This window comes from Hasllibacter sp. MH4015 (assembly GCF_020177575.1).
In the GTDB taxonomy this organism is placed as follows: domain Bacteria; phylum Pseudomonadota; class Alphaproteobacteria; order Rhodobacterales; family Rhodobacteraceae; genus Gymnodinialimonas.
The window spans coordinates 1,954,453-1,973,533 of sequence record NZ_JAHTBK010000001.1; the positions used below are offsets into that span (position 1 = coordinate 1,954,453).

A 19,081-nucleotide genomic window follows, 5' to 3' on the forward strand; every position below is an offset into this window, starting at 1 on the left:
CCCGCGCGCGACCGCGCATCATGGCGCGGCCTTGGTGACACGTGCCAGCACGCCGCTGGCGATACGCGCGGTCTCTACCCATGGGGGCCGCGCCTGCCCGGCCTTGAGCGCGGCGCTTGCCATCTTGTTGCGCATTGCATCGTCGCCCAACACCTTCCGCAGGGCACGCGACAGGTCCAAGGGCGCATCGGGGGCCACCAATAGCCCCGCGTCGCCCGGCACGGTGTCCGGCACCGCCCCCGTGGCACAGGAGATTATGGGAAGACCCCAGCCAAGCGCCTCATCAAACACCATGCCGTAGCCTTCGTACCGGGTGGCGAGGGCGAAGATGCTCGCTTTCGCAAACAGGTCGTCCAGAGCGTCTTGCGGGATGCGTCCGGCCAGATGGACACGGTCTTGCAAATTCAGCTCCCGCACCATCCGCGCCAAGTCAGCCGCGTGGTCGCGATCATGGGGGCCGCCCACGATCACCGCGCGCCAATTCATGTCCCGCAGCTCCGACAGGGCGCGCAGCAGCACGTCGTGGCCCTTTCGCGGGTGAAGGATACCGACCGACAGGATCAGCGGCGGCTGGCTCGGCGCATTTTGTAGCAAAGGTCGATCCGTGCCCGGCGGGGCGATGGTGATCTTTCGCTGTGGCACATCGTATTGCCCGGTCAGGATCGCGGCGGTGTGGGGGCTTGGGACAAGAACGTGGGCGGTGCGGGCAAGGTTCGCCCGCTCCACCCGGAACAGATGCGTGGCGCGTTCCTCGCTCAGTCCCGTCTCGAGCGCGAGGGGGTGGTGGACCATCGCCACGATGGGCGCGGTCACGCGGGCTAGCGCGTCGGTGTCGATGGAGCCGAACACCAGACCGTCGAGGATCAGGGCGCGCGATGGGTCGAGCGCGTGCAGCGCACGGGCCGCGTGTTTCATGTCCGCATCACTCGGGTCCGGGAAACTATCGCCGAACTGGATATGCGCGACGTCATGGCCCAGGTCGCGCAATCCTTCCAGCAAACGGCGTTCATAGATGTATCCGCCCGTGACCGTGTTGATATCGCCGGGAATCGCGAAGGCCGCCTTGGGTCCGCTCATGCCAATTGCTCCGGCGCGTAGCGGTGCAGAACCCGGGTCTCGATCAGACCGACAAGGCCGTACCCCAAGGCGGACAAACCCGTGACGAGCACCACCGCGCTCCACAACATGTCGTAATCCGACAGCGACGCGGAAAGCGCCATGAGGCTGCCGATGCCGTTTCCCGTCGCCAGCCATTCCACCACTGTGACGGCAAGTACGGAGGCGGGAACGCTGATCCGCGCAGCGGCGAAAAGCGCGGGGAGCATCGCCGGAATGCGCACGCGGAGCAACTGTTGCAACGGACTGGCGGCATAGCTGTCGAAGACGTCGATGACGCGCCCCGGTGCCTGCCGCAGACCGTGGAGGCAGGCGATCAGCGTCGGGAAGAATACCATGATGGCCACCAGCGTGATCGTCCCCACCGCGCCGCGCCCGAGGAGCAGGACGACAAGCGGCGCGGTCGTGATGATCGGAACAGAGCGGAGCGCGATGGCCAGGGGCATGGCGGTGCGGCCCAGATTGGGGCGCAGGACGATTGCCATGGCCAGCCCCGCCCCCGCAAGCAGGCCGGCAAGGTAGCCGGGAAGTAGGTAAATCGCCGTCTCCCCCAAGGCCACACCAAGGGCGGCCCGGTTCGCGGCGGCGTCGGCGGCAAACGTAAGGGCCGCCGCGACATCAAGGGGCGATTTTGCGAAGAACGGGCTGAGGTCCAGCAACCAAAGCCCCCCTTGCCAAAGGATCAATGTCACGCCGAGCACCGCCAGTGGCGCGGCCCAGTTCCACCGCTTTCCTGTTGCGGGCGCAGCGGCAAGGATCACCGGCGGATCGCCGTCCATCACCCGGGCTGCCGCCCATCCGATCGCCCCGTACGCGGCAACGGCGACAATCGTGGCGACACTCGCCAAGGCCCATGTCATCTCTATGTTCATGTCGCGCATGGCCCGGATGGTCAGGACCCCCATGCCGCGTTCTGCCCCCGTGAACTCTCCCACCATCGCGCCAAGGAAGGCGGCCGGTGCCGCAATCTGCAATCCCGCCACGAGGTACGGCAAAGATGCGCGGGCGCGAACGTGGAAAAGCGCGGCTCCCCTGCCCCGCCCGTAGCTGCGCACGAGGTCCAGCCAGCCTGACGGAACGGCGCGCAAGCCCACGAGAAGGGGGATCAGCGTGGTGTAGTAGACCGCAAGCGCCGCCAGTGTGATCTGTGGGCCGGGACCGGGTCCGAAGGTCACGCGCAAAATAGGGCCGGTCGCCACAAGCGGCAGGCAGAAGACGACCAGCGCAAGTCCGCGCACCAGCCCCTCCGACCGGGGCCAGAGAAGCGAAAGGGCCGCCAGCGCAATCGCGGCAAGATTGCCGAGCACGAAGCCCGCCGCCGCGTTCGACAGCGTCACGCCAAGCGCGCGCGCCATCAGGCCCGCATTGTCCGCCAGGTAGAAAAGGATCGCACTGGGCGCGGCAAGGACGAAGGCATCCGACAGAAGACGCGCCACGATTTCCGAGACCGCGATCAGGAGGAGCGGGACAAGGGCCTTGGTCCAGCCCCCGGCGGGCACGGTATGCGGGCCGGTATCGGCAGCGCTCATTGTGCGGCCTTCGGAAGCGTTTCGGCGACACCCTGCGACAGGGCGGCGAACACGTCCTCCACATGGTCCGCAAATGCCGGGTCACGCGCGGCATCGGGGTGCCTCGGGCGCGGCAGGTCGATCCTGATGTCAGCCACGACGCGGGCCGGGCGGGGCGACAGGACCAGCACACGGTCCGACAGCATCACCGCTTCGCTCACGGAATGGGTCACAAGAAGCGTCGTGGTGCCCCGCGCCTCCCATATACCGGGCAGGTCTTGCGCCAATTGCTGGCGCGTCAGCTCGTCCACCGCGCCGAAAGGTTCGTCCAGCAACAAGAGGTCCGGCTTGGTGGCGAGTGCCCGGGCGATGGCCGCCCGTTGCCGCATCCCGCCCGACAATTCCGCGGGCCGCGTGTCGGCGAAGCCCGACAGGCCGACAAGGTGAATCAATTGCTCGATCTCCGCCGATTTGCGCGGTTGGCGCGCAAGGTCGAGCGCCAGTTCGATGTTTCCGCGTACCGATCGCCACGGCAGGAGCGACGGGTCTTGAAACGCGATGGCCAGCCCCGCCTTGCGCAACATCGCTTCCGGTGGCGCGCCGCCGATGGTGACGTGGCCACCGGTTGGCGTTTCCAGCCCCGCGATCATCCGCAGCAACGTCGACTTCCCGCAGCCGGAGGGGCCGACGAATGCCGTGGTCTGCCCGGCCTCCAACTCGAGGTCGAGGGGGCGCACAGCCTCCACCCCGCCGCCGAAGGTCTTGGAAAGGTCTTTGCAGACAACCAACACGGACATGACGCTGGCCAGCCCTCCCCTAACCCGCGTGGACCTCTTCCAGGATGGAGCGGTCCCACAGATCGGCGGAGACGTCGCGGCCCAGAAGTGCAAGCGTTTCGATATTCGCCGCGACGGTGTCGTCGCTCCACCATCCAAACCCATTTGCATCGGTCAGTTCGGAGAACATCAGCGGCACCTGCCGCTCGGCCTGCAAGAGCTGCGTGTCCCGATCGAGGCCCGCATCGGGAAACATCGCAAGTGTCAGGTCGGTCGCGGCTTCCGTATCTTCGCGATACGCCTCCCACCCTGCGACTTCACCGGCCATCAGCGCCACGATCTCCGCCCGGCGGTTGGCAAGGCTGTCCTCGGTCGCGATGTAGGTCTGGGAATGGACCGCATAGCCGTGATCGGCCATCAGCATCGTCACGTTATCGACGCCCTGGATCGTCATAGCGACGGGCAGGTCAGTGGCCCAACACAGCAGGCAATCGACTTCTCCGGCTACAAGGGGCTGCGGCGAATATTGCGTCGGCACGATCTCAATCGCGTCGATATCGACCCCGTTCAGGGTACACAGCGCTTGCAGGACCGGCGTGTTGGCCAGCGCCATGCCGATGCGCTTGCCCTCCAGATCGGCGGGCGTATTCACGGGGTTGGCGGCCAACGAGGCGATGGCGAAGGGATTGTTCTGCATGGCCACGCCGATGATTTTGAACGGCGCGCCCTCGGCCACCGCGGCGGCGGTGTAATCGGCGGCGGAAATCCCGACCAGCGCTGTGCCGGACACCACAGGCGGCTCCACCGGCGCGTTCGGGCCGCCGGGCAGAAGCGCCACGTCCAGACCCGCATCGCGCCAGAATCCCCGATCCTGGGCGATATAGCTGCCCGCGAATTGCGTGGAATGGAGCCACGACAATTGCAGCGCAACGGAGGTTTGGGCGTGGCCCATGCGAGGCGTCAGGCCAAAGGCAGCGGCGCCAAGGCCCGCGGCAGAGCATTGCATCAGGTGGCGACGGGTCAATCCGGACAAAGGTTTCATGCATTTTCCTTCGGAGACGATCTTGAGGTGATTTGTGTTATGATGAGACCTAGCGCGCGGAACGCCGACCGAAAGCCGGGATGCGCGGTGCCGCCCATGACAAAATGACGCCGGGCAGGATGGTGAGCAGGAAGGCCACGCCGAATGCAACGCTTGCAGCCAGCCCGGCGCTGGCGCTGAAGCCGACCACCGGGAAAAGCAGCGCCGCCGCCCCTTCCCGCAGGCCCCACCCGCCGATGGACATCGGAAGGACCATGGCAAACAAGATCAACGGCACGATACTCGCCACGACCAAGGCGGGTAGGTCTACGCCGATGGCATAGGCGCAGAATCCGAAAGCGGCCACGTTCAGGACCGCTGTTGCAAGGCTCAGCCCGATTTGCTGCACGCGCACGCCGTGCCCGAACACCGCGTGTCCGAAGTCCGCAATGACCCGGTGCAGTCGCCCCTGGGGCGCGCAAAGGCGCTGGATCGCAATGGCCAGTACGGGCAGGGCCGCAGCGACCGCCAGGATCAGCGCGATTGGTCCCATCAACCATTCGGGCCACGTGATACCAACGGGCGCCAGAAGGGGCAGCGCGAGGCCCACCGCCAGGACGCAGATCAGCCCCAATTGCCCGGCCAGACGCTCGTAGATCACGGCCTGCGCAGAAATGGCCAGACCGGCCTGGGCGCGCGCGCGCACCGCACGCCCGGCATCGCCGGCCACGCCGCCGGGCAGCGATTGGTTCACGGCCTGGGCCAGATAGTATTCGCGCACCGCATCCGCACGGGGGATCGACAGACCAAGCTGGCCTGCTGTGACCCGCCAACGCTGCGTCGACAGCAGGGTCTGAAGCGTCAACGCGCCCACGGCAAGCGCAAGCCACGCGGGGTCGGCCTGCCGCAGAAGCGCCCATGCCTCGGCCCAATCCACCGACGCCCAAAGCAGCCACACAACAACGGCGAAACCGGCAAGCTTCAGGCAGCGCCAAAGCCAGATGGATGGGGGTCGAGCGTAAAACACTTACTCCGCAACGCCTTGTATTGGTTGAGTTGTATACACGTTCAACAGAATATCGCGCAGTCTGTCCATAGGGATCACCGGAACGTCATCGCCCGGCAGCAGACCGCCGGTCGGCGCGATTTCGGCCAGCGGGTCCACGAGCCTCGCAGGTCCGATGACATGGATCGGGACGTCGGGCCGATCGTCCAGCGCCACGAATTCCGCCGCCTGATGGTCCCCAATCACCAGCAGCAGCGGTGGGTCGTCGGCGTGAAGCAGCGCGTATTCCATGACAGATCGCAGGGAATAATCCACCGCCAGCCGATATTGCGCGCGTACCCGGTCGCGGTCGCGCCAGACGACCTCGGGCGGATCGCCCGACATCGCGACCTCGTTGTAAATCTGCCCGTCACCGATCGCATCCCAAGGCAGGACCTGAGGCACCGGGACCCACGGCGCATGGGAGGACGCGAGTGCGACCTGCACGAATAACGGGTCCTCCGCCCCGTCACGCACCAGCCGGTCAAGGGCCGCCAGCGTGAACTGATCGGGCATGGTCACCCAGTTGAAAGGCAGCCCTTCATAGCCCAGGTCCTCGGCCACCAGCACGGTCTGGAACCCCATCCGCTCCACCTCCGGCCAATCAAGCGTGATCTGGGGCATCACGACTGCGGTCTGAAAGCCGTTCTGCGCGGCGTGGTGGAACAGCCCTTCGCGGCCCGAAGACAGGGCCGCGCCATAGCGGATCTGGTCGTTGATCCAAAGCCCGTTGGCGAATGTCGCGTGTGACAGCCAGCTTTGCCCGCCGCGCGTGGGGGCAGACAAGATGCCCGAGCGCAGGGTGAGCCCCGCCTCCTCCAGCAGCGCCTGATACCGCGCCAACGTCCCGCGATGCAGGTCGGCATAGAGCGGCGTATCGAGGCTCGCGCGCCCGTAGCTTTCCACGAAGATCACGACCACATCGCGGTCGATCCGGTCCAGAAGGTCCGCCCTGCCCCGGTAGGGGTCGTCGGCCATCGCGCTGCGGAAGGCACGCAATTCGCGCAAGGTATCGCGTACCATGATGACCCGCTCGACCCCGACCCGCGCCGTGAAGGCAGCGCCCGGCGGCGTGACCGGAAGGGCCCATACTCGCATCGCCTGACCGATTTCCGCCGCTGCGATCACGGCCGCCACAACCGCCAACCCGCCCGAGACCCGTGTCACCGCGCGCGGTACCGATACCCGCGCCCAGACACCCGTGGCCCACCAGATCGCGATGGCCAGCAGAACGATGCCCACCAGCGCGGCCACACAGACCAAGACCGCAAGAAAGGGACCAATGGCCCCCACCAGAAGGCGGACGAATGCATCGACCAACGCCAGATCGGAGACAGGGTTGAAGCCCCGCGACAGCGCGGTGAAGCTGACGAAATCCGCGGCTTTCAGCACGACAATGACACTCAGCGCCACCGTGACGCCCCAACGAAAGACACGACCCGCACGCCCCGCGCCAAGCGCCAAAAGTGCAAAGATCAGAACGGGAAGCTCCAACGGAAACAGTAATAACGCGCCCCAGCTCAGCGCGTCGGGGTGGTTCGGCTGCACAAGCACCAGATGAAGGATCAATGTCGCCGCAATCAGCCGCGCGATCCCACGCCCGTTCATCTGCCCCATCATGCGCGCGCCCCGTTCTGCCGCAGCCATGCCACGTCCCGCGCGAAGGACCAGGCGAGGCCGAGCGCCGCGCCGCCCGCAAGCGTCTGGGCGAGAGCCGGTGGCGCAATGGGCAGAAGCACCGCCAGCAAGGCTGCGATCTGCACGACGCATACGACTTTGCGGCTGAACCGTTCCGGAAGGTCCGCGCCGAGCCAGGGCCAGACTGCCTGCGCCACGAAAAACACGTAACGGGGCAAGCCGAGCAAAATGACATAGGCGCCTACCGCGCCCGACTGGTAGCCATGGAGCGCGAGGCTCAGAGCCAGCGCGGAATCGACCTCCAGGTCAAACCGCGCCCCGAACCCGGACGAAAGGCCCTCCCGCCGCGCGAGCCAGCCGTCAAGGCCATCGGCCGCAAAAGCGAAGGCGGCCACGGCGAAGACAAGCCACGGGTTCGGTGGCGCGATCAGCCACCCGATCAATCCGCACACCAGCGCGAGCCGCAGCAACGTCACCGCGTTGCACCAGCCAAGGATCCCGTGGGGATAGCTGCGAAGAAGGCCCGCGCGGGCCACAACCAATGCCGCGGCATAGGCCGCAAGGCCCACCGCCAACGCTCCGCCCGACGAGATAAGGCCCATCCCCAAAACGCCCAACGCACCGACCGCACCAACACCCGCAAATGCGCGCACGGGCAGTCGCGCCCCCTGCGGCGCGTGGGCCGATAACGGCTTGTTCTCGATCACCATAGATTGCTTGGGGACACGGCCCTTGCTCGCTTTCGATTTCGGGATGGCATCGACGACTTCGCCGTTCTACCACCTAGCGGCGCGGCCCGAAAATGACAAACCCGACAGTGCAGGATTGCGCGCCGGACCCGGGCGGTGTTCGAAGGATATATTGCCGTCTACCGGTCGAGCAATCGGGCGCTCTTGGCCCAAATTCGACCCTTCCACGTCGCTCAATGACCAGAATCCGCGCCGCGTCCCCGCGACCCTGATCCCGGACCGACCGAGGAGCGCGCCGATGAAAACCCACGCCCAAGCCGTTGTCATCGGAGGTGGCGTCGTCGGCTGCTCGATCCTTTACCACCTCGCCAAAGCGGGCTGGACAGATGTGGTTCTGCTCGAACGCGATGAGCTGACCTCCGGCTCCACCTGGCACGCGGCGGCCAATATCCACGGGCTGCATGACAGCACGAACATCTCGCGCCTTCAGCACTACACGATGAATCTCTACAAGGAGTTGGAAGAGGAAACCGGCCAATCCTGTGGCGTGTTTCAGCCGGGTTCCCTCTACCTCGCACAGACCGAGGACCGCGAACACCAACTGCGCCTGCAAGAGGCCAAGGCCCGCCGTTACGGGATGAATTTCCACGAGGTCAGCCGCGACGAGGCGGAGCGTCTGCACCCACTGGTCAATTACGACGGCATCCGCTGCATCATGTTCGAGCCCGATGGCGGCAATGTCGATCCCTCGGGCGTCACCAGTGCCTACGCCCTCGGCGCGCGCCAACGGGGGGCCGAGATCATCCGCTTCTGCCCCGTGACGGGAACCGAACAGCAGCCCGACGGCACCTGGATCGTGCGCACCGAAAAGGGCGACATTCGCACGCCATGGGTGGTGAATGCAGTCGGGCTTTGGGCGCGGGAGGTGGCCGCGATGGCGGGTCTGGACCTGCCGCTTTTGCCTACGGAACACCAGTATTTCGTGACGGAAACCATCGCCGAGATTGCCGCGATGGAAAACCGCTTGCCCTCGGTCGCCGACCGGGACGGCGAATATTACCTCCGCCAGGAAGGTCAGGGCCTGCTGGTCGGCGCCTACGAAAAGGACGTGCGCTTCTGGGCCGAAGGCGGCACGCCGCAGGGCTTCGGGCATGAGCTGTTCGCCGATGATCTGGAACGGATCGAAGACAACATGATGCGCGCCATCGACCGGGTGCCCGTCGTGGGAGAGGCGGGTATCAAGCGCGTCATCAATGGCCCGATGATCTGGTCGCCCGATGCCAATGCGTTGTTCGGCCCGGTGCCGGAACTCACGGGCTATTTCACCTGTTGCGGCATCATCCCGGGCTTTTCCCAGAATGGCGGGCTCGGGCGGCTTGCCGCCGAGTGGATCATCGAGGGGGAGCCGTCACTAGACCTTTTTGCGTGGGACATGGCGCGGTTCGGCGTCTGGGCGGGCAAGGATTTCACAAAGGCTCGGGTGGGCGACCAATACGCCCACCGGTTCAAGATCCACTTTCCCGGAGAAGAGCGCGCTGCGGGTCGCCCGGTGCGCACCCGGCCCGCCTATGGGATGCAGGCGGAAATGGGTGCGAGATTCGGGTTGAACTACGGCTGGGAACATCCTGCTTTCTTTGATGAAAATGTCGATGACAGCGCGGGCTTCAAGCGACAGCCCTGGTGGGATGTCGTCGGCCGCGAAGCGCGGATGCTGCGCGAGTATGCGGGTATCATCGACATCTCCAACTTCGCAAAATACCGCGTGAAAGGGGCCGGGGCGGAGGCATGGCTGAACGCGCTGTTCCCCAACCGGATGCCGCGCGCCGTGGGCCGGTCCTGCCTCACGCCGCTAATCGGCAAGCGCGGCGGCGTGGCGGGCGATTTCACCGTGACGCGGCTGGCCGAAGATGAATTCTGGGTGCTCGGCGGTGGCGCGGCGGAGCGGTTTCACCAGCGCTTCTTCCGCGCGATCCCGCTGCCCGATGGCACGACCTTCGACAGCCTGACCGACGCGACCTGCGGCTTCAACGTCGCCGGGCCGCAATCGCGCAACCTCTTGATGCGTCTCACGAATGCCGATTTGTCCAACGAGGCCTTTCCGTTCTTCCGTTCGCAGCGCATCACCGTCGCGGGCGTCGATTGCGTGGCACTCCGTGTCTCTTTCACCGGCGATCTCGGGTGGGAATTGCATTGCGCCGAGGCCGATCAGGTCACGCTCTACACCGCCCTGCTGGACGCAGGCCGGGAGGTCGGCGCAGGCCCCGTCGGCAGCCGCGCCCTGATGTCGTTGCGGCTGGAAAAGGGCTACGGCTCCTGGGGGCGCGATTATTCCCCGGAATACTGGCCGCAGGAATGCGGACTGGACGGCCTCATCAAGCGCGACAAGGACTTCCTCAACAAGGCTGCATGGCTGAAGATCGCCGACCGTCCCAAGCGAGAGGGGCTTCACCTGCTGTCCATCGACGTGACGGACGCCGATGCGTCAGGGTCCGAGCCGATTTTCCTGCCCGACGGCACGCCGATTGGCCAGGTCTCCTCCGGCGGATACGGGTTTGGGGTGGAGGCGTCTTTGGCGCTGGCCTACCTCAAGGCCGGAACGGTCGTACCCGGTGACATTGTTTATGTCGCGATCCTCGGTCGCCCACATTCCGCGACAGTCCTGGCCGAGCCGCCGTTTGATCCCGGCGGCGTCCGCCTGCGCGGGGCGGAAATCCTGCACGAACCGGCTCAGTAACCCCGTGGCAGGATTGTTCCGTTAACGCTATACTCGGTCAAAACAACGGCCGAGCAGCGGGACATTCAGACAATGGCGAAAAAAGCCAAGGCGCGCCCTTTCAACGTGATGATCGTGGGCCAGAACGGTCGCCTGCAGTACGAAGCCGCGCTTTTCGCTGCCTCGTTTCGCGCGGCCAATCCCGATTTTCCGGGTCGCCTGTTTGTGTGTGAGCCGCAGCCCAACGGTCGCTGGTCCAAAGATCCACGCATGGGCGATCCGGGTGTCCGCGCGCTGCTCGACGACCTGGGCGCGGAGATACTCCCGTTCGAAAACAATTATTTCGGCGAATACTACCCCTACGGCAACAAGATCGAGGCTTTGGCCGCCCTGCCCAAGGGGGAGCCGTTCGTGTTCTTCGATACCGACACGTTGGTCCTGGACGATCTGACGAAGGTGCCTTTCGACTTCACCAAACCCTCGGCCAGCTTGCGGGTGGACGGCACGTGGCCAAAGCCGGAACTGTACGGACCCGGCTATACCGGCATGTGGAAATCGCTCTACGATCTATTCGGGCTGGATTTCGAAAGCTCGCTCGACACCAGCCAGCCGGACGAATACTGGCGCCGCTACCTCTATTTCAATGCGGGCTTTTTCTACTTCACCTGCCCCCACGAATTCGGCGCGCGTTTCACGGAATACGCCGTCACGATCCGCGACAATGCGCCCGAGGAAATCGTCTGTCAGGTCCTCGATCCGTGGCTCGACCAGGTCGCCCTGCCCCTCGTGATCCACTCCTTCGGCGGCGGGCGCGACGCGTTGGAACCGGGCTGGCTCGACGGCAAAACCACCTGCCATTACAGGGTGTTACCGCTGCTCTACGCCCGCGAAGATCAGCGTGTCGTCGACACGTTGGAAGAGGTCGCGGCCCCCAACAAGATCAAGAAAGTGCTGAAGAATTACGAACCGATGAAGCGGATGATCTTTCAAGCCAAGGGACAGAAGGCGCGTGCGCTCTTCGACCGCGCCGACCTGCCCCGCCGAGAACAGGCGATCCGCAACACGCTCAAGCGCAACAACCTCTGGCTGCGCTAGTCGCCGTCCGGCAAAACTGCCGTCACCTCGATCTCGATGCGGTCGGAGGGGTCGATCAGCTTCGCTTCGATCACGGTCCCCGCCGGGGGATGCGCCCCGAATGCGTCGCGCAAAAGCGGCCAACACAGCTCGAACTCAGTGATATCGACCATGTAATAGACGACGCGGACGACGTGGTTCAGATCGGTTCCCGCCTCGGACAGGGCCGTTTCGATCACGCGCAGTGCAGAGGCACATTGCCCGAAAATGTCGGTGGGCATGTCATCGGCATGGGCACACGTTCCGGCAATTTAGACGGTTCCGCCCGCAACAACCGCCCGGCAATAACCAACCTTGTCTTCGAACGCCCCGCCCGAGCGGATGCGGCGGATCACCCCGCGCTGGCCGGTTCTTCCTTGGCCTTGTCGGAATAGATCATCAGGGGCTGCGCGTCGGAGCCGACCGCCTCCTCATTCACCACGACCTCTTCCACGCCTTCCGCGCCCGGCAAATCGAACATCGTGTCGAGCAGGATATCCTCCATGATCGACCGCAGGCCGCGCGCGCCGGTCTTGCGTTCGATGGCGCGCTTGGCAATCGCGTTCATCGCGTCGTCGGTGAAGTTGAGTTTCACGTCCTCCAGCTCGAACAGGCGCTGGTACTGCTTGACCAGGGCGTTCTTCGGCTGGGTCAGAATGGTGACAAGCGCGTCCTCGTCCAGGTCTTCCAAGGTGGCGATGACGGGCAGGCGCCCCACGAATTCCGGGATCAGACCGAATTTCAGCAGGTCCTCGGGTTCCAGATCCTTGAAATATTCGCCCACCGACTTGCTGTCGGGGTCGCGCACATCGGCGCCAAAACCCATGGCGCTACCCTTGCCGCGCTGCGCGATGATCTTGTCGAGGCCCGCGAAGGCACCGCCGCAGATGAAGAGGATGTTGGTCGTATCCACCTGCAGGAATTCCTGCTGCGGATGCTTGCGCCCGCCCTGGGGCGGCACACTCGCCACCGTGCCTTCCATGATCTTCAGAAGCGCCTGCTGCACCCCCTCCCCCGAGACGTCGCGGGTGATGGAGGGGTTGTCGGATTTGCGCGTGATCTTGTCGACCTCATCAATATAGACGATGCCGCGCTGCGCCCGGTCGACGTTGTATTCACTGGCCTGCAACAGCTTCAGGATGATATTTTCCACATCTTCCCCGACATACCCCGCTTCGGTCAGGGTCGTCGCGTCAGCCATGGTGAACGGCACATCGAGGATGCGCGCCAGCGTCTGAGCCAGCAGCGTCTTGCCACAGCCGGTGGGACCGATCAGCAGGATGTTGGACTTCGCCAGTTCGATTTCGGATTTGTCGGAATGGTTGAGGCGCTTGTAGTGGTTATGCACGGCCACCGACAGGACGCGCTTGGCGTGGGCCTGTCCGATCACGTAATCGTCGAGGACGCCGCAAATCTCCTTAGGGGACGGCACGCCATCGTCGCTTTTCAGGCCGGCGGATTTCGTCTCCTCACGGATGATGTCCATGCACAATTCGACACATTCGTCACAGATGAACACCGTGGGGCCGGCGATCAGTTTGCGAACCTCGTGCTGGCTCTTGCCGCAGAACGAACAATAGAGCGTGTTTTTGGAATCGCTGCCTGAATTACTTGCCATAATCTTCCACCTTGCGCGGGTCCCCGAGGGGCGAAACAGCCCCCCGAAGCCGGTATTCATCCCGGATTTTTCACAGCCTAATTCAGGGCTGGCCGGGCCACAATCGCAAATTCCCGACCCTGCCCGAGGCCCCTCGGATCGTGGGGCCGGGATGCATCAATCGTCCGTTTCGCCGCGGCTGGTCACGATCTCGTCGAGGTGGCCCCATTCCTTCGCGGCTTCCGGGGTCATCCAGGTGTCGCGGTCAAGCGCGCGCTGGACCGTGTCGTAGTCTTGCCCAGTATGCTTAACATAGAGTTGATAGATCCGCTCCCGCGTGGCCTCGATCGACTTGGCGCTGATCAGGATGTCGGACGCCTTGCCTTGCGCCCCGCCGGACGGCTGGTGGACCATGAACTCCGCATTGGGCAACGCGAACCGCATCCCCTTTTCACCACCCACGGCGATGATGGAGCCCATCGACGCCGCCATGCCGCAGACCAGGGTGGAGACCTTGGGCCGAATATATTGCATCGTGTCATAGATCGACATGCCCGCCGTCACCTCGCCACCCGGTGAATTGACATAAAGGCTGATTTCCTTGGACGGGTTTTCCGCCTCCAAGTGCAGCAGCTGCGCCACGACAAGGTGGCTCATCCCGCTGTGGATCGGTCCGTTCACGAAGATGATCCGCTCCTTCAACAGGCGCGAAAAGATGTCATAGGCCCGTTCGCCGCGGCTGGTCTGTTCGACCACCATGGGGACGAGGTTGTTCTGGAAATATTCCACTGGATCGTGCATCGCGCCTGCCTCTTCGCGTTTATGGTCGGTCATAGACTATGTCTGCCCCTTGGGGCCTGCAAGGGCACCATATGTCGAATTGCCTCCTGTCTTGATAATTCGGACCACCAAGATAGCTCGCCCGCCATGACCCAACTCTCTCCCACCCGGCAAGCGGCCCTGTCGCGCCTGTCCGCCTTCGTGCCCCATGCGGGGCGGGATTACGCCAGCCTGCGCAATTACGACCGGCCCGATCAGGGGCATCCCCATGTCTCCCAACTCTCCCCCTATCTGCGCCATCGCCTGATTACCGAGCCGGAGGTTCTGCGCGCCGTTCTGGATCATCATTCTGCCGACGCAGCAGAGAAATTCATCCAGGAGGTCTGCTGGCGCACCTATTGGAAAGGGTGGCTTGAATTGCGGCCACAGGTCTGGGCCGAATACCGGCGCGATCTTGAGGCTCTGGGGAAGGTGGACGGCATGGACCGGGCCGAGGCCGGGAAAACCGACATCGCCGCGTTCAACGCCTGGGCGCAGGAATTGGTTGAGACGGGCTATCTGCACAACCACGCGCGCATGTGGTTCGCGTCGATCTGGATCTTCACGCTCGGCCTTCCGTGGCAATCTGGCGCGGATTTCTTCATGCGCCATCTTCTGGATGGCGATCCGGCCTCCAACACGCTCAGCTGGCGCTGGGTGGCGGGGCTTCAGACCCAAGGCAAGCACTATATCGCGCGACCCGAGAACATCGCGAAATTCACCGATGGGCGCCATAACCCAGCGGATAGCCTGAATGTCGCGGCCGCCCCCCTCTCCGGTCCGCCCCACCCCGAACGACGCGCGCCGCCGGTCGCGGAACCCTGCGATCCCGCGAAACCCACCATTTTGCTGATCCACGAAGATGACCTTTCCCCCGGCTTTGCGGCGGATAGCGCGCCCGTCATTGGCCATGCCGCCATCCTGGCCTGCGATGGTCGCTCGCCCGGCACAGCGTCGGAAAAGGTGGAGGCATTCGTGACCGGTGGCGTGGAGGATGCGGCGTCCCGGTTGGGGGAGCGGTTCGGCACGTCTGGTCCGACCACCGACGACGTGGATCACCTGGCCGACTGGATCGTCACGTCGCGGGCGGCACAAGTCATCACGCCCTATGCGCCAGTGGGTCCGGTCGCGAGCAAGTTGCGGCGGCTCACCAAAGCGCTTTCCGCCCGTGACGTACCGGTTATTCGCGTAATCCGGCCTTGGGACAGCGCCGCATGGCCTCATTCCACGCACGGGTTTTTCCGGTTCAAGAAGAAAATCCCGGAATTACTGGGTGAATTAACGGCGTCTGTGGAAGAGGGTTGAGGATGTACAATTTTCGCCGCGCTTGATCCGAGTTTCGCTTGGGACGCGTCGCGTTTTTCTGGTATCTCCTAACGTGAGGCGCGGCAAACCTGTGGACAACTACCGGTCTCTGTAGCGAAAAACGCCGGTCGACGTGGCGATCACCGTGCCAAGGTCGTCCCGCACCTCTCCTTCTGCGAAGAAGGTCGATCTGCCGCCACCGGTCCGCCGCGCCGTCGCGATCAATAGCGCGCCTTTCGGTCGGGACAGGTAGTTCACGTTGAGCGACAGGGTCAGTGCCATCCGCGGCGCGTCGCGGTCCCCGGTGAAGCACCCCGCATATCCCATGGCCGTGTCCAACAGCGTCGCGTGGATACCGCCATGGGGCAGCCCTTGGCGGTTCTGAATATGCGGCGCAATCGGCATCTCAACCGTGGCGCGATCCTTCGACCAGCGCGTCAGCCGATAGCCCAGATGCGCCTCCAGCGGATAGGGCGCCTCCGCCAGATCGGGGTCCAGATCACTCATCCCAAAGCCTCCAGCCCCGCCTCGGCGTAGAGCGGAACGAACGCGCCCAGTTTCTTGCCGCGCGCGGGGTCGGATGCGTTTCCGTCGATGGCGCGCTTCATCACGCCTTGCAGGATCGCCGCCATTCGGAAAAAGCAGAATGCCACGTAGAACCCGAAATTATCTATTTGGTTCAGTTCCATACGGTCGCTGTACATCGCTACGAAATCCTCGTCGCTCGGCAAGCCATGCGCCGCGCGGTCGACCCCGCGCAGCCCGCGCCCCTGATCGCCGGGCGGCATCTGCCATTGCATGATGACCGCGGCCAGATCGGCGAATGGATGGCCAAGCGTCGACAGCTCCCAATCCAGGACGGAGGCCACCTCCGGTTTGTCCGGGGCGAACATCAGATTGTCGATGCGGTAGTCCCCGTGGACCAGTGTGACGCGCCCGTCATCTTCGGGACACGCGCGATCCAGCGCGGTCATCAGCTGATCCATCGCCGCGATCTCTCCGGTCGCGCTGGCCTTGTATTGTGCGGACCAACGGTCGATCTGGCGGCGGAAATAATTGCCCCTGGGGCCGTAATCCGACAGGCCGACAGTATCCAGGTCAACCTGATGTATCGCTGTAAGAACCCGGCACATCTCATTGATGAATAAGGGTCTTTCCGCAGCTTCAATGTCGAGCAATCGCGGATCATCAAAGGTCCGCCCGGCCACATGTTCCATCACGTAGAACATGGAGCCGACGATGCCCTCATCTTCACACAGCGCCAACATGCCCGCGACCGGCACCACGCTGCCCGACAATGCCGCCTGAACCCGGTATTCCCGGTCCACCGCATGGGCCGATTTCAGAAGCGCACCGGGCGGTTTGCGCCGCAACACCACGGCCCTGTCCACGCCTCGCACAAGGAATGTCGGGTTGGATTGCCCGCCCTGAATTTTCTCAACCTCGACAGGGCCTTGCAGCCCGATATTCACCTCAAGCCAGGGCCGCAGCCTATCGAGATCAAGGTCTGTCATGGCGCGTCGTTGGAAAACTTGCGCAATTCCGCCCGCGCGACCTGGCGGCGATGGACCGCGTCCGGCCCATCGGCCAGCCGCAGCGTCCGCAAATCGCAATAGAGCCGCGCCAGCGGCGTGTCCTGGCTCAACCCCGTGGCACCATGCATCTGCATCGCCTCATCCACGACCTTCAGTGCCATCAATGGCGCCTGCACCTTGACCTTGGAAATCCACGGCTGTGCCGCACGAACGCCCGCATGGTCCATCATCCAGGCCGCCTTCAGGCACAAAAGCCGCGTCATCTCGATCTCGATCCGGGCATTTGCGATGATGTCGTAATTGCTGCCCAGATCGACCAGGCGCTTTCCGAACGCCTCGCGGCTGAGCCCTCTTTTCACCATCAACTCAAGGGCATATTCGGCCCGACCGATGGCGCGCATGCAATGGTGAATGCGCCCCGGGCCCAAGCGCCCCTGCGCCACTTCGAAGCCGCGCCCTTCGCCCAGAACCACCGCGTCGCCCGGCACGCGGACATCGGTAAAGCGGATATGCATGTGCCCGTGCGGCGCGTCGTCATGGCCAAAGACTTCCATCGGCCGCAGCTTTTCGATCCCCGCACTGTCCGCCGGCACCAACAACATCGTGTGACGCGCGTGTTTCGGCCCATCGGGATCGGTGCAGGCCATGACGATGTACAGCGCGCAGCGCGGATCACCCGCGCCGGTTGCCCAATATTTCTCGCCGTTTAGGACCCAATCCTCACCCTGTCTCTCACATTTTAAGGAAATTTGCGTGGCGTCGGATGACGCCACCTGCGGCTCGGTCATCAGATAGGCCGACCGTGTCCGTCCCTCCATCAGGTCGGGCAACCAGCGCGCCTTTTGATCCGTAGTCCCGTACCGTTCCAGCACTTCCATATTCCCGGTGTCGGGTGCGTTACAGTTGAAGATTTCGGGCGCGATGGACACCGCCCCCATCTCCTCGGCCAGATACGCATATTCGACCGTCGACAGGCCGTAGCCGCCGTCGGAATCCGTCAGCCAAAAATTCCACAGCCCCGCCGATTTCGCCTTCTCTTTCAGAGATTTGAGGATCTCCATCTGACGATCGGTCATTGCGAACCGATCGCCTGAGGGATGCTTGCCCACCTCCGCATGGTATTCCGCATCGAGCGGCGCAATTTCGTCGCGCACCATGCGGCGCACGGCCTCCACGAGCGGTTTGACGCGGTCCGAGACACCCAGATCCATCACAAGGCGTCCCGGGCGGCGTTATATTCCCGTTCCAAACGGTCGACGAGGTCGCTGACGGGCCCCAGGGATTTGACCGCCCCGATCCCCTGACCTGCCCCCCAGACCTGGCTCCACGCCTTGGGTTTGCTCGATCCGCTGCCGAAATTCATCGATTTCGCGTCGGCGCTCTCCAGGTTGTCCGGATCCATGCCCGCCGCCTTGATCGACGGCTTGAGGTAATTGCCCGAAACCCCCGTGAACAAAGAAGAAGTTACGATATCATCAGCACCTGAATCGACGATCATCTGCTTGTATTCCGGCATCGCGTTGGCCTCATCTGTCGCGATGAAGGGCGAGCCTATGTAGGCCAGATCGGCCCCCATCGCGCGGGCGGCCAGCACGCCACCGCCTGTCGCTATGGAGCCTGCCAGAAGCAGCGGGCCGTCAAACCATTCTCGGATTTCCTGCACCAGCGCGAAGGGCGATTGCGGTCCCGCATGGCCCCCGGCCCCGGCCGCGACCGCTATCAAGCCATCCGCGCCCTTGTCGATGGCCTTGCGCGCGAACGTGTTGTTGATGACATCGTGCAGCGCGATGCCGCCACAGGAATGCGCCGCGTCGTTCACTTCCACCCGCGCACCAAGGGACGTGATCCAGATCGGCACCTTCCAGCGGGCGCAGATTTCAAGGTCGCGTTCCAGCCGCAGGTTCGACCGATGAACGATCTGGTTGACGGCAAAAGGGGCCGCCGGGCGGTCCGGGTTGCGCTGGTTCCATGCGTCCAGCGCCTCGGTGATCCGCTTCAGCCATGCCTCCAGCATCGGCGGCTCCCCCTCCTTCTCGCGCGCGTTCAGCGCCGGGAAAGAGCCGACGATCCCGGCACAGCATTGCGCGATGACAAGGTCGGGGTTCGACACGATGAAGAGCGGGCTGCCCACGACCGGCAGGCGCAAACCACTCAAAACACTCGGTAAATCTCTAGTCTGGACCATTGCGCCCTCCGTTTTGCCCGA

16 protein-coding genes and 1 pseudogene are annotated in these 19,081 nt (G+C 64.2%); 3 read left to right on the forward strand and 14 right to left on the reverse strand.

Annotation, left to right across the window (positions count from 1 at the left end):
* Window positions 1-18: 18 nt before the first annotated feature.
* Genes KUW62_RS10105 through KUW62_RS10135 form a run of 7 tightly spaced genes read right to left on the reverse strand, consistent with a single transcriptional unit; the run spans window position 19 to window position 7,814 of the window.
* Window positions 19-1,077: a glycosyltransferase family 4 protein gene (locus KUW62_RS10105; RefSeq protein WP_224815358.1), complete on the reverse strand. Its 1,059-nt coding sequence runs from the start codon at window positions 1,075-1,077 to the stop codon at window positions 19-21.
* Window positions 1,074-2,645 carry an ABC transporter permease gene (locus KUW62_RS10110; RefSeq protein WP_224815359.1) on the reverse strand — a complete coding sequence of 524 codons (1,572 nt, stop codon included), beginning with the start codon at window positions 2,643-2,645 and terminating at the stop codon, window positions 1,074-1,076. The genes KUW62_RS10105 and KUW62_RS10110 overlap by 4 nt, the downstream gene beginning before the upstream one ends.
* Window positions 2,642-3,421 (reverse strand): ABC transporter ATP-binding protein, encoded by a 780-nt coding sequence (locus KUW62_RS10115; RefSeq protein WP_224815360.1) that lies wholly within the window; start codon window positions 3,419-3,421, stop codon window positions 2,642-2,644. The genes KUW62_RS10110 and KUW62_RS10115 overlap by 4 nt, the downstream gene beginning before the upstream one ends.
* A gap of 19 nt (window positions 3,422-3,440) precedes the next feature.
* Window positions 3,441-4,442 (reverse strand): ABC transporter substrate-binding protein, encoded by a 1,002-nt coding sequence (locus KUW62_RS10120; protein ID WP_224815361.1) that lies wholly within the window; start codon window positions 4,440-4,442, stop codon window positions 3,441-3,443.
* A 49-nt stretch (window positions 4,443-4,491) separates the two neighbouring features.
* Window positions 4,492-5,448 carry a lysylphosphatidylglycerol synthase transmembrane domain-containing protein gene (locus KUW62_RS10125; RefSeq protein ID WP_224815362.1) on the reverse strand — a complete coding sequence of 319 codons (957 nt, stop codon included), beginning with the start codon at window positions 5,446-5,448 and terminating at the stop codon, window positions 4,492-4,494.
* The gene (locus tag KUW62_RS10130) at window positions 5,449-7,113 is read right to left on the reverse strand and encodes a sulfatase-like hydrolase/transferase (protein WP_224815363.1); all 1,665 of its coding nucleotides are present in this window, start codon (window positions 7,111-7,113) and stop codon (window positions 5,449-5,451) included.
* Window positions 7,083-7,814: a CDP-alcohol phosphatidyltransferase family protein gene (locus tag KUW62_RS10135; RefSeq protein ID WP_224815364.1), complete on the reverse strand. Its 732-nt coding sequence runs from the start codon at window positions 7,812-7,814 to the stop codon at window positions 7,083-7,085. Before KUW62_RS10135 ends, KUW62_RS10130 begins: the two co-directional genes overlap by 31 nt.
* 277 nt (window positions 7,815-8,091) lie before the next feature.
* On the opposite strand from KUW62_RS10135, the gene KUW62_RS10140 reads away from it, so the two are divergent.
* Both KUW62_RS10140 and KUW62_RS10145 read left to right on the forward strand, forming a co-directional pair.
* A complete protein-coding gene (locus KUW62_RS10140) occupies window positions 8,092-10,527 on the forward strand; it encodes an FAD-dependent oxidoreductase (RefSeq protein ID WP_224815365.1) in 2,436 nt (811 codons plus the stop codon).
* 72 nt (window positions 10,528-10,599) lie between these two features.
* Window positions 10,600-11,601 (forward strand): hypothetical protein, encoded by a 1,002-nt coding sequence (locus KUW62_RS10145; protein WP_224815366.1) that lies wholly within the window; start codon window positions 10,600-10,602, stop codon window positions 11,599-11,601.
* Here KUW62_RS10145 and KUW62_RS10150 read toward each other — a convergent pair.
* The 3 genes and pseudogenes from KUW62_RS10150 to KUW62_RS10160 all read right to left on the reverse strand — a co-directional run bounded on the left by KUW62_RS10150 (window position 11,598) and on the right by KUW62_RS10160 (window position 14,017).
* Window positions 11,598-11,975 (reverse strand): annotated as a pseudogene (locus KUW62_RS10150) (Rid family hydrolase). The gene KUW62_RS10145 and the pseudogene KUW62_RS10150 sit on opposite strands and share 4 nt — an antisense overlap.
* Window positions 11,972-13,237: an ATP-dependent Clp protease ATP-binding subunit ClpX gene (gene clpX / locus KUW62_RS10155; RefSeq protein ID WP_224815367.1), complete on the reverse strand. Its 1,266-nt coding sequence runs from the start codon at window positions 13,235-13,237 to the stop codon at window positions 11,972-11,974. Before clpX ends, KUW62_RS10150 begins: the two are co-directional and overlap by 4 nt.
* 156 nt (window positions 13,238-13,393) lie before the next feature.
* Window positions 13,394-14,017 carry an ATP-dependent Clp protease proteolytic subunit gene (locus KUW62_RS10160; RefSeq protein WP_224817088.1) on the reverse strand — a complete coding sequence of 208 codons (624 nt, stop codon included), beginning with the start codon at window positions 14,015-14,017 and terminating at the stop codon, window positions 13,394-13,396.
* 126 nt (window positions 14,018-14,143) lie between these two features.
* On the opposite strand from KUW62_RS10160, the gene KUW62_RS10165 reads away from it, so the two are divergent.
* Window positions 14,144-15,340 carry an FAD-binding domain-containing protein gene (locus KUW62_RS10165; protein ID WP_224815368.1) on the forward strand — a complete coding sequence of 399 codons (1,197 nt, stop codon included), beginning with the start codon at window positions 14,144-14,146 and terminating at the stop codon, window positions 15,338-15,340.
* A 99-nt stretch (window positions 15,341-15,439) separates the two neighbouring features.
* On the opposite strand, the gene KUW62_RS10170 is transcribed toward KUW62_RS10165, so the two are convergent.
* Genes KUW62_RS10170 through KUW62_RS10185 form a run of 4 tightly spaced genes read right to left on the reverse strand, consistent with a single transcriptional unit; the run spans window position 15,440 to window position 19,060 of the window.
* Entirely contained in the window at window positions 15,440-15,847 is a 408-nt protein-coding gene (locus KUW62_RS10170; protein ID WP_224815369.1) for a PaaI family thioesterase, read from the reverse strand.
* Window positions 15,844-16,854 carry a phosphotransferase family protein gene (locus KUW62_RS10175; RefSeq protein ID WP_224815370.1) on the reverse strand — a complete coding sequence of 337 codons (1,011 nt, stop codon included), beginning with the start codon at window positions 16,852-16,854 and terminating at the stop codon, window positions 15,844-15,846. The genes KUW62_RS10170 and KUW62_RS10175 overlap by 4 nt, the downstream gene beginning before the upstream one ends.
* Window positions 16,851-18,086: an acyl-CoA dehydrogenase family protein gene (locus KUW62_RS10180; RefSeq protein WP_224815371.1), complete on the reverse strand. Its 1,236-nt coding sequence runs from the start codon at window positions 18,084-18,086 to the stop codon at window positions 16,851-16,853. Before KUW62_RS10180 ends, KUW62_RS10175 begins: the two co-directional genes overlap by 4 nt.
* Window positions 18,086-19,060, reverse strand: coding sequence for a nitronate monooxygenase family protein (locus KUW62_RS10185; RefSeq protein WP_224815372.1), 975 nt, complete (start codon window positions 19,058-19,060; stop codon window positions 18,086-18,088). Before KUW62_RS10185 ends, KUW62_RS10180 begins: the two co-directional genes overlap by 1 nt.
* Window positions 19,061-19,081: the final 21 nt, after the last annotated feature.

What these genes read in the sequence shown, in the direction of transcription:
- KUW62_RS10105 (WP_224815358.1), bottom strand. Translation starts at nt 1,077, where the DNA reads ATGAGCGGACCCAAGGCGGCCTTCGCGATTCCCGGCGATATCAACACG.
- KUW62_RS10110 (WP_224815359.1), bottom strand. Translation starts at nt 2,645, where the DNA reads ATGAGCGCTGCCGATACCGGCCCGCATACCGTGCCCGCCGGGGGCTGG.
- KUW62_RS10115 (WP_224815360.1), bottom strand. Translation starts at nt 3,421, where the DNA reads ATGTCCGTGTTGGTTGTCTGCAAAGACCTTTCCAAGACCTTCGGCGGC.
- KUW62_RS10120 (WP_224815361.1), bottom strand. Translation starts at nt 4,442, where the DNA reads ATGAAACCTTTGTCCGGATTGACCCGTCGCCACCTGATGCAATGCTCT.
- KUW62_RS10130 (WP_224815363.1), bottom strand. Translation starts at nt 7,113, where the DNA reads ATGGCTGCGGCAGAACGGGGCGCGCGCATGATGGGGCAGATGAACGGG.
- KUW62_RS10135 (WP_224815364.1), bottom strand. Translation starts at nt 7,814, where the DNA reads ATGGTGATCGAGAACAAGCCGTTATCGGCCCACGCGCCGCAGGGGGCG.
- KUW62_RS10140 (WP_224815365.1), top strand. Translation starts at nt 8,092, where the DNA reads ATGAAAACCCACGCCCAAGCCGTTGTCATCGGAGGTGGCGTCGTCGGC.
- KUW62_RS10145 (WP_224815366.1), top strand. Translation starts at nt 10,600, where the DNA reads ATGGCGAAAAAAGCCAAGGCGCGCCCTTTCAACGTGATGATCGTGGGC.
- clpX (WP_224815367.1), bottom strand. Translation starts at nt 13,237, where the DNA reads ATGGCAAGTAATTCAGGCAGCGATTCCAAAAACACGCTCTATTGTTCG.
- KUW62_RS10160 (WP_224817088.1), bottom strand. Translation starts at nt 14,017, where the DNA reads ATGCACGATCCAGTGGAATATTTCCAGAACAACCTCGTCCCCATGGTG.
- KUW62_RS10165 (WP_224815368.1), top strand. Translation starts at nt 14,144, where the DNA reads ATGACCCAACTCTCTCCCACCCGGCAAGCGGCCCTGTCGCGCCTGTCC.
- KUW62_RS10170 (WP_224815369.1), bottom strand. Translation starts at nt 15,847, where the DNA reads ATGAGTGATCTGGACCCCGATCTGGCGGAGGCGCCCTATCCGCTGGAG.
- KUW62_RS10175 (WP_224815370.1), bottom strand. Translation starts at nt 16,854, where the DNA reads ATGACAGACCTTGATCTCGATAGGCTGCGGCCCTGGCTTGAGGTGAAT.
- KUW62_RS10180 (WP_224815371.1), bottom strand. Translation starts at nt 18,086, where the DNA reads ATGGATCTGGGTGTCTCGGACCGCGTCAAACCGCTCGTGGAGGCCGTG.
- KUW62_RS10185 (WP_224815372.1), bottom strand. Translation starts at nt 19,060, where the DNA reads ATGGTCCAGACTAGAGATTTACCGAGTGTTTTGAGTGGTTTGCGCCTG.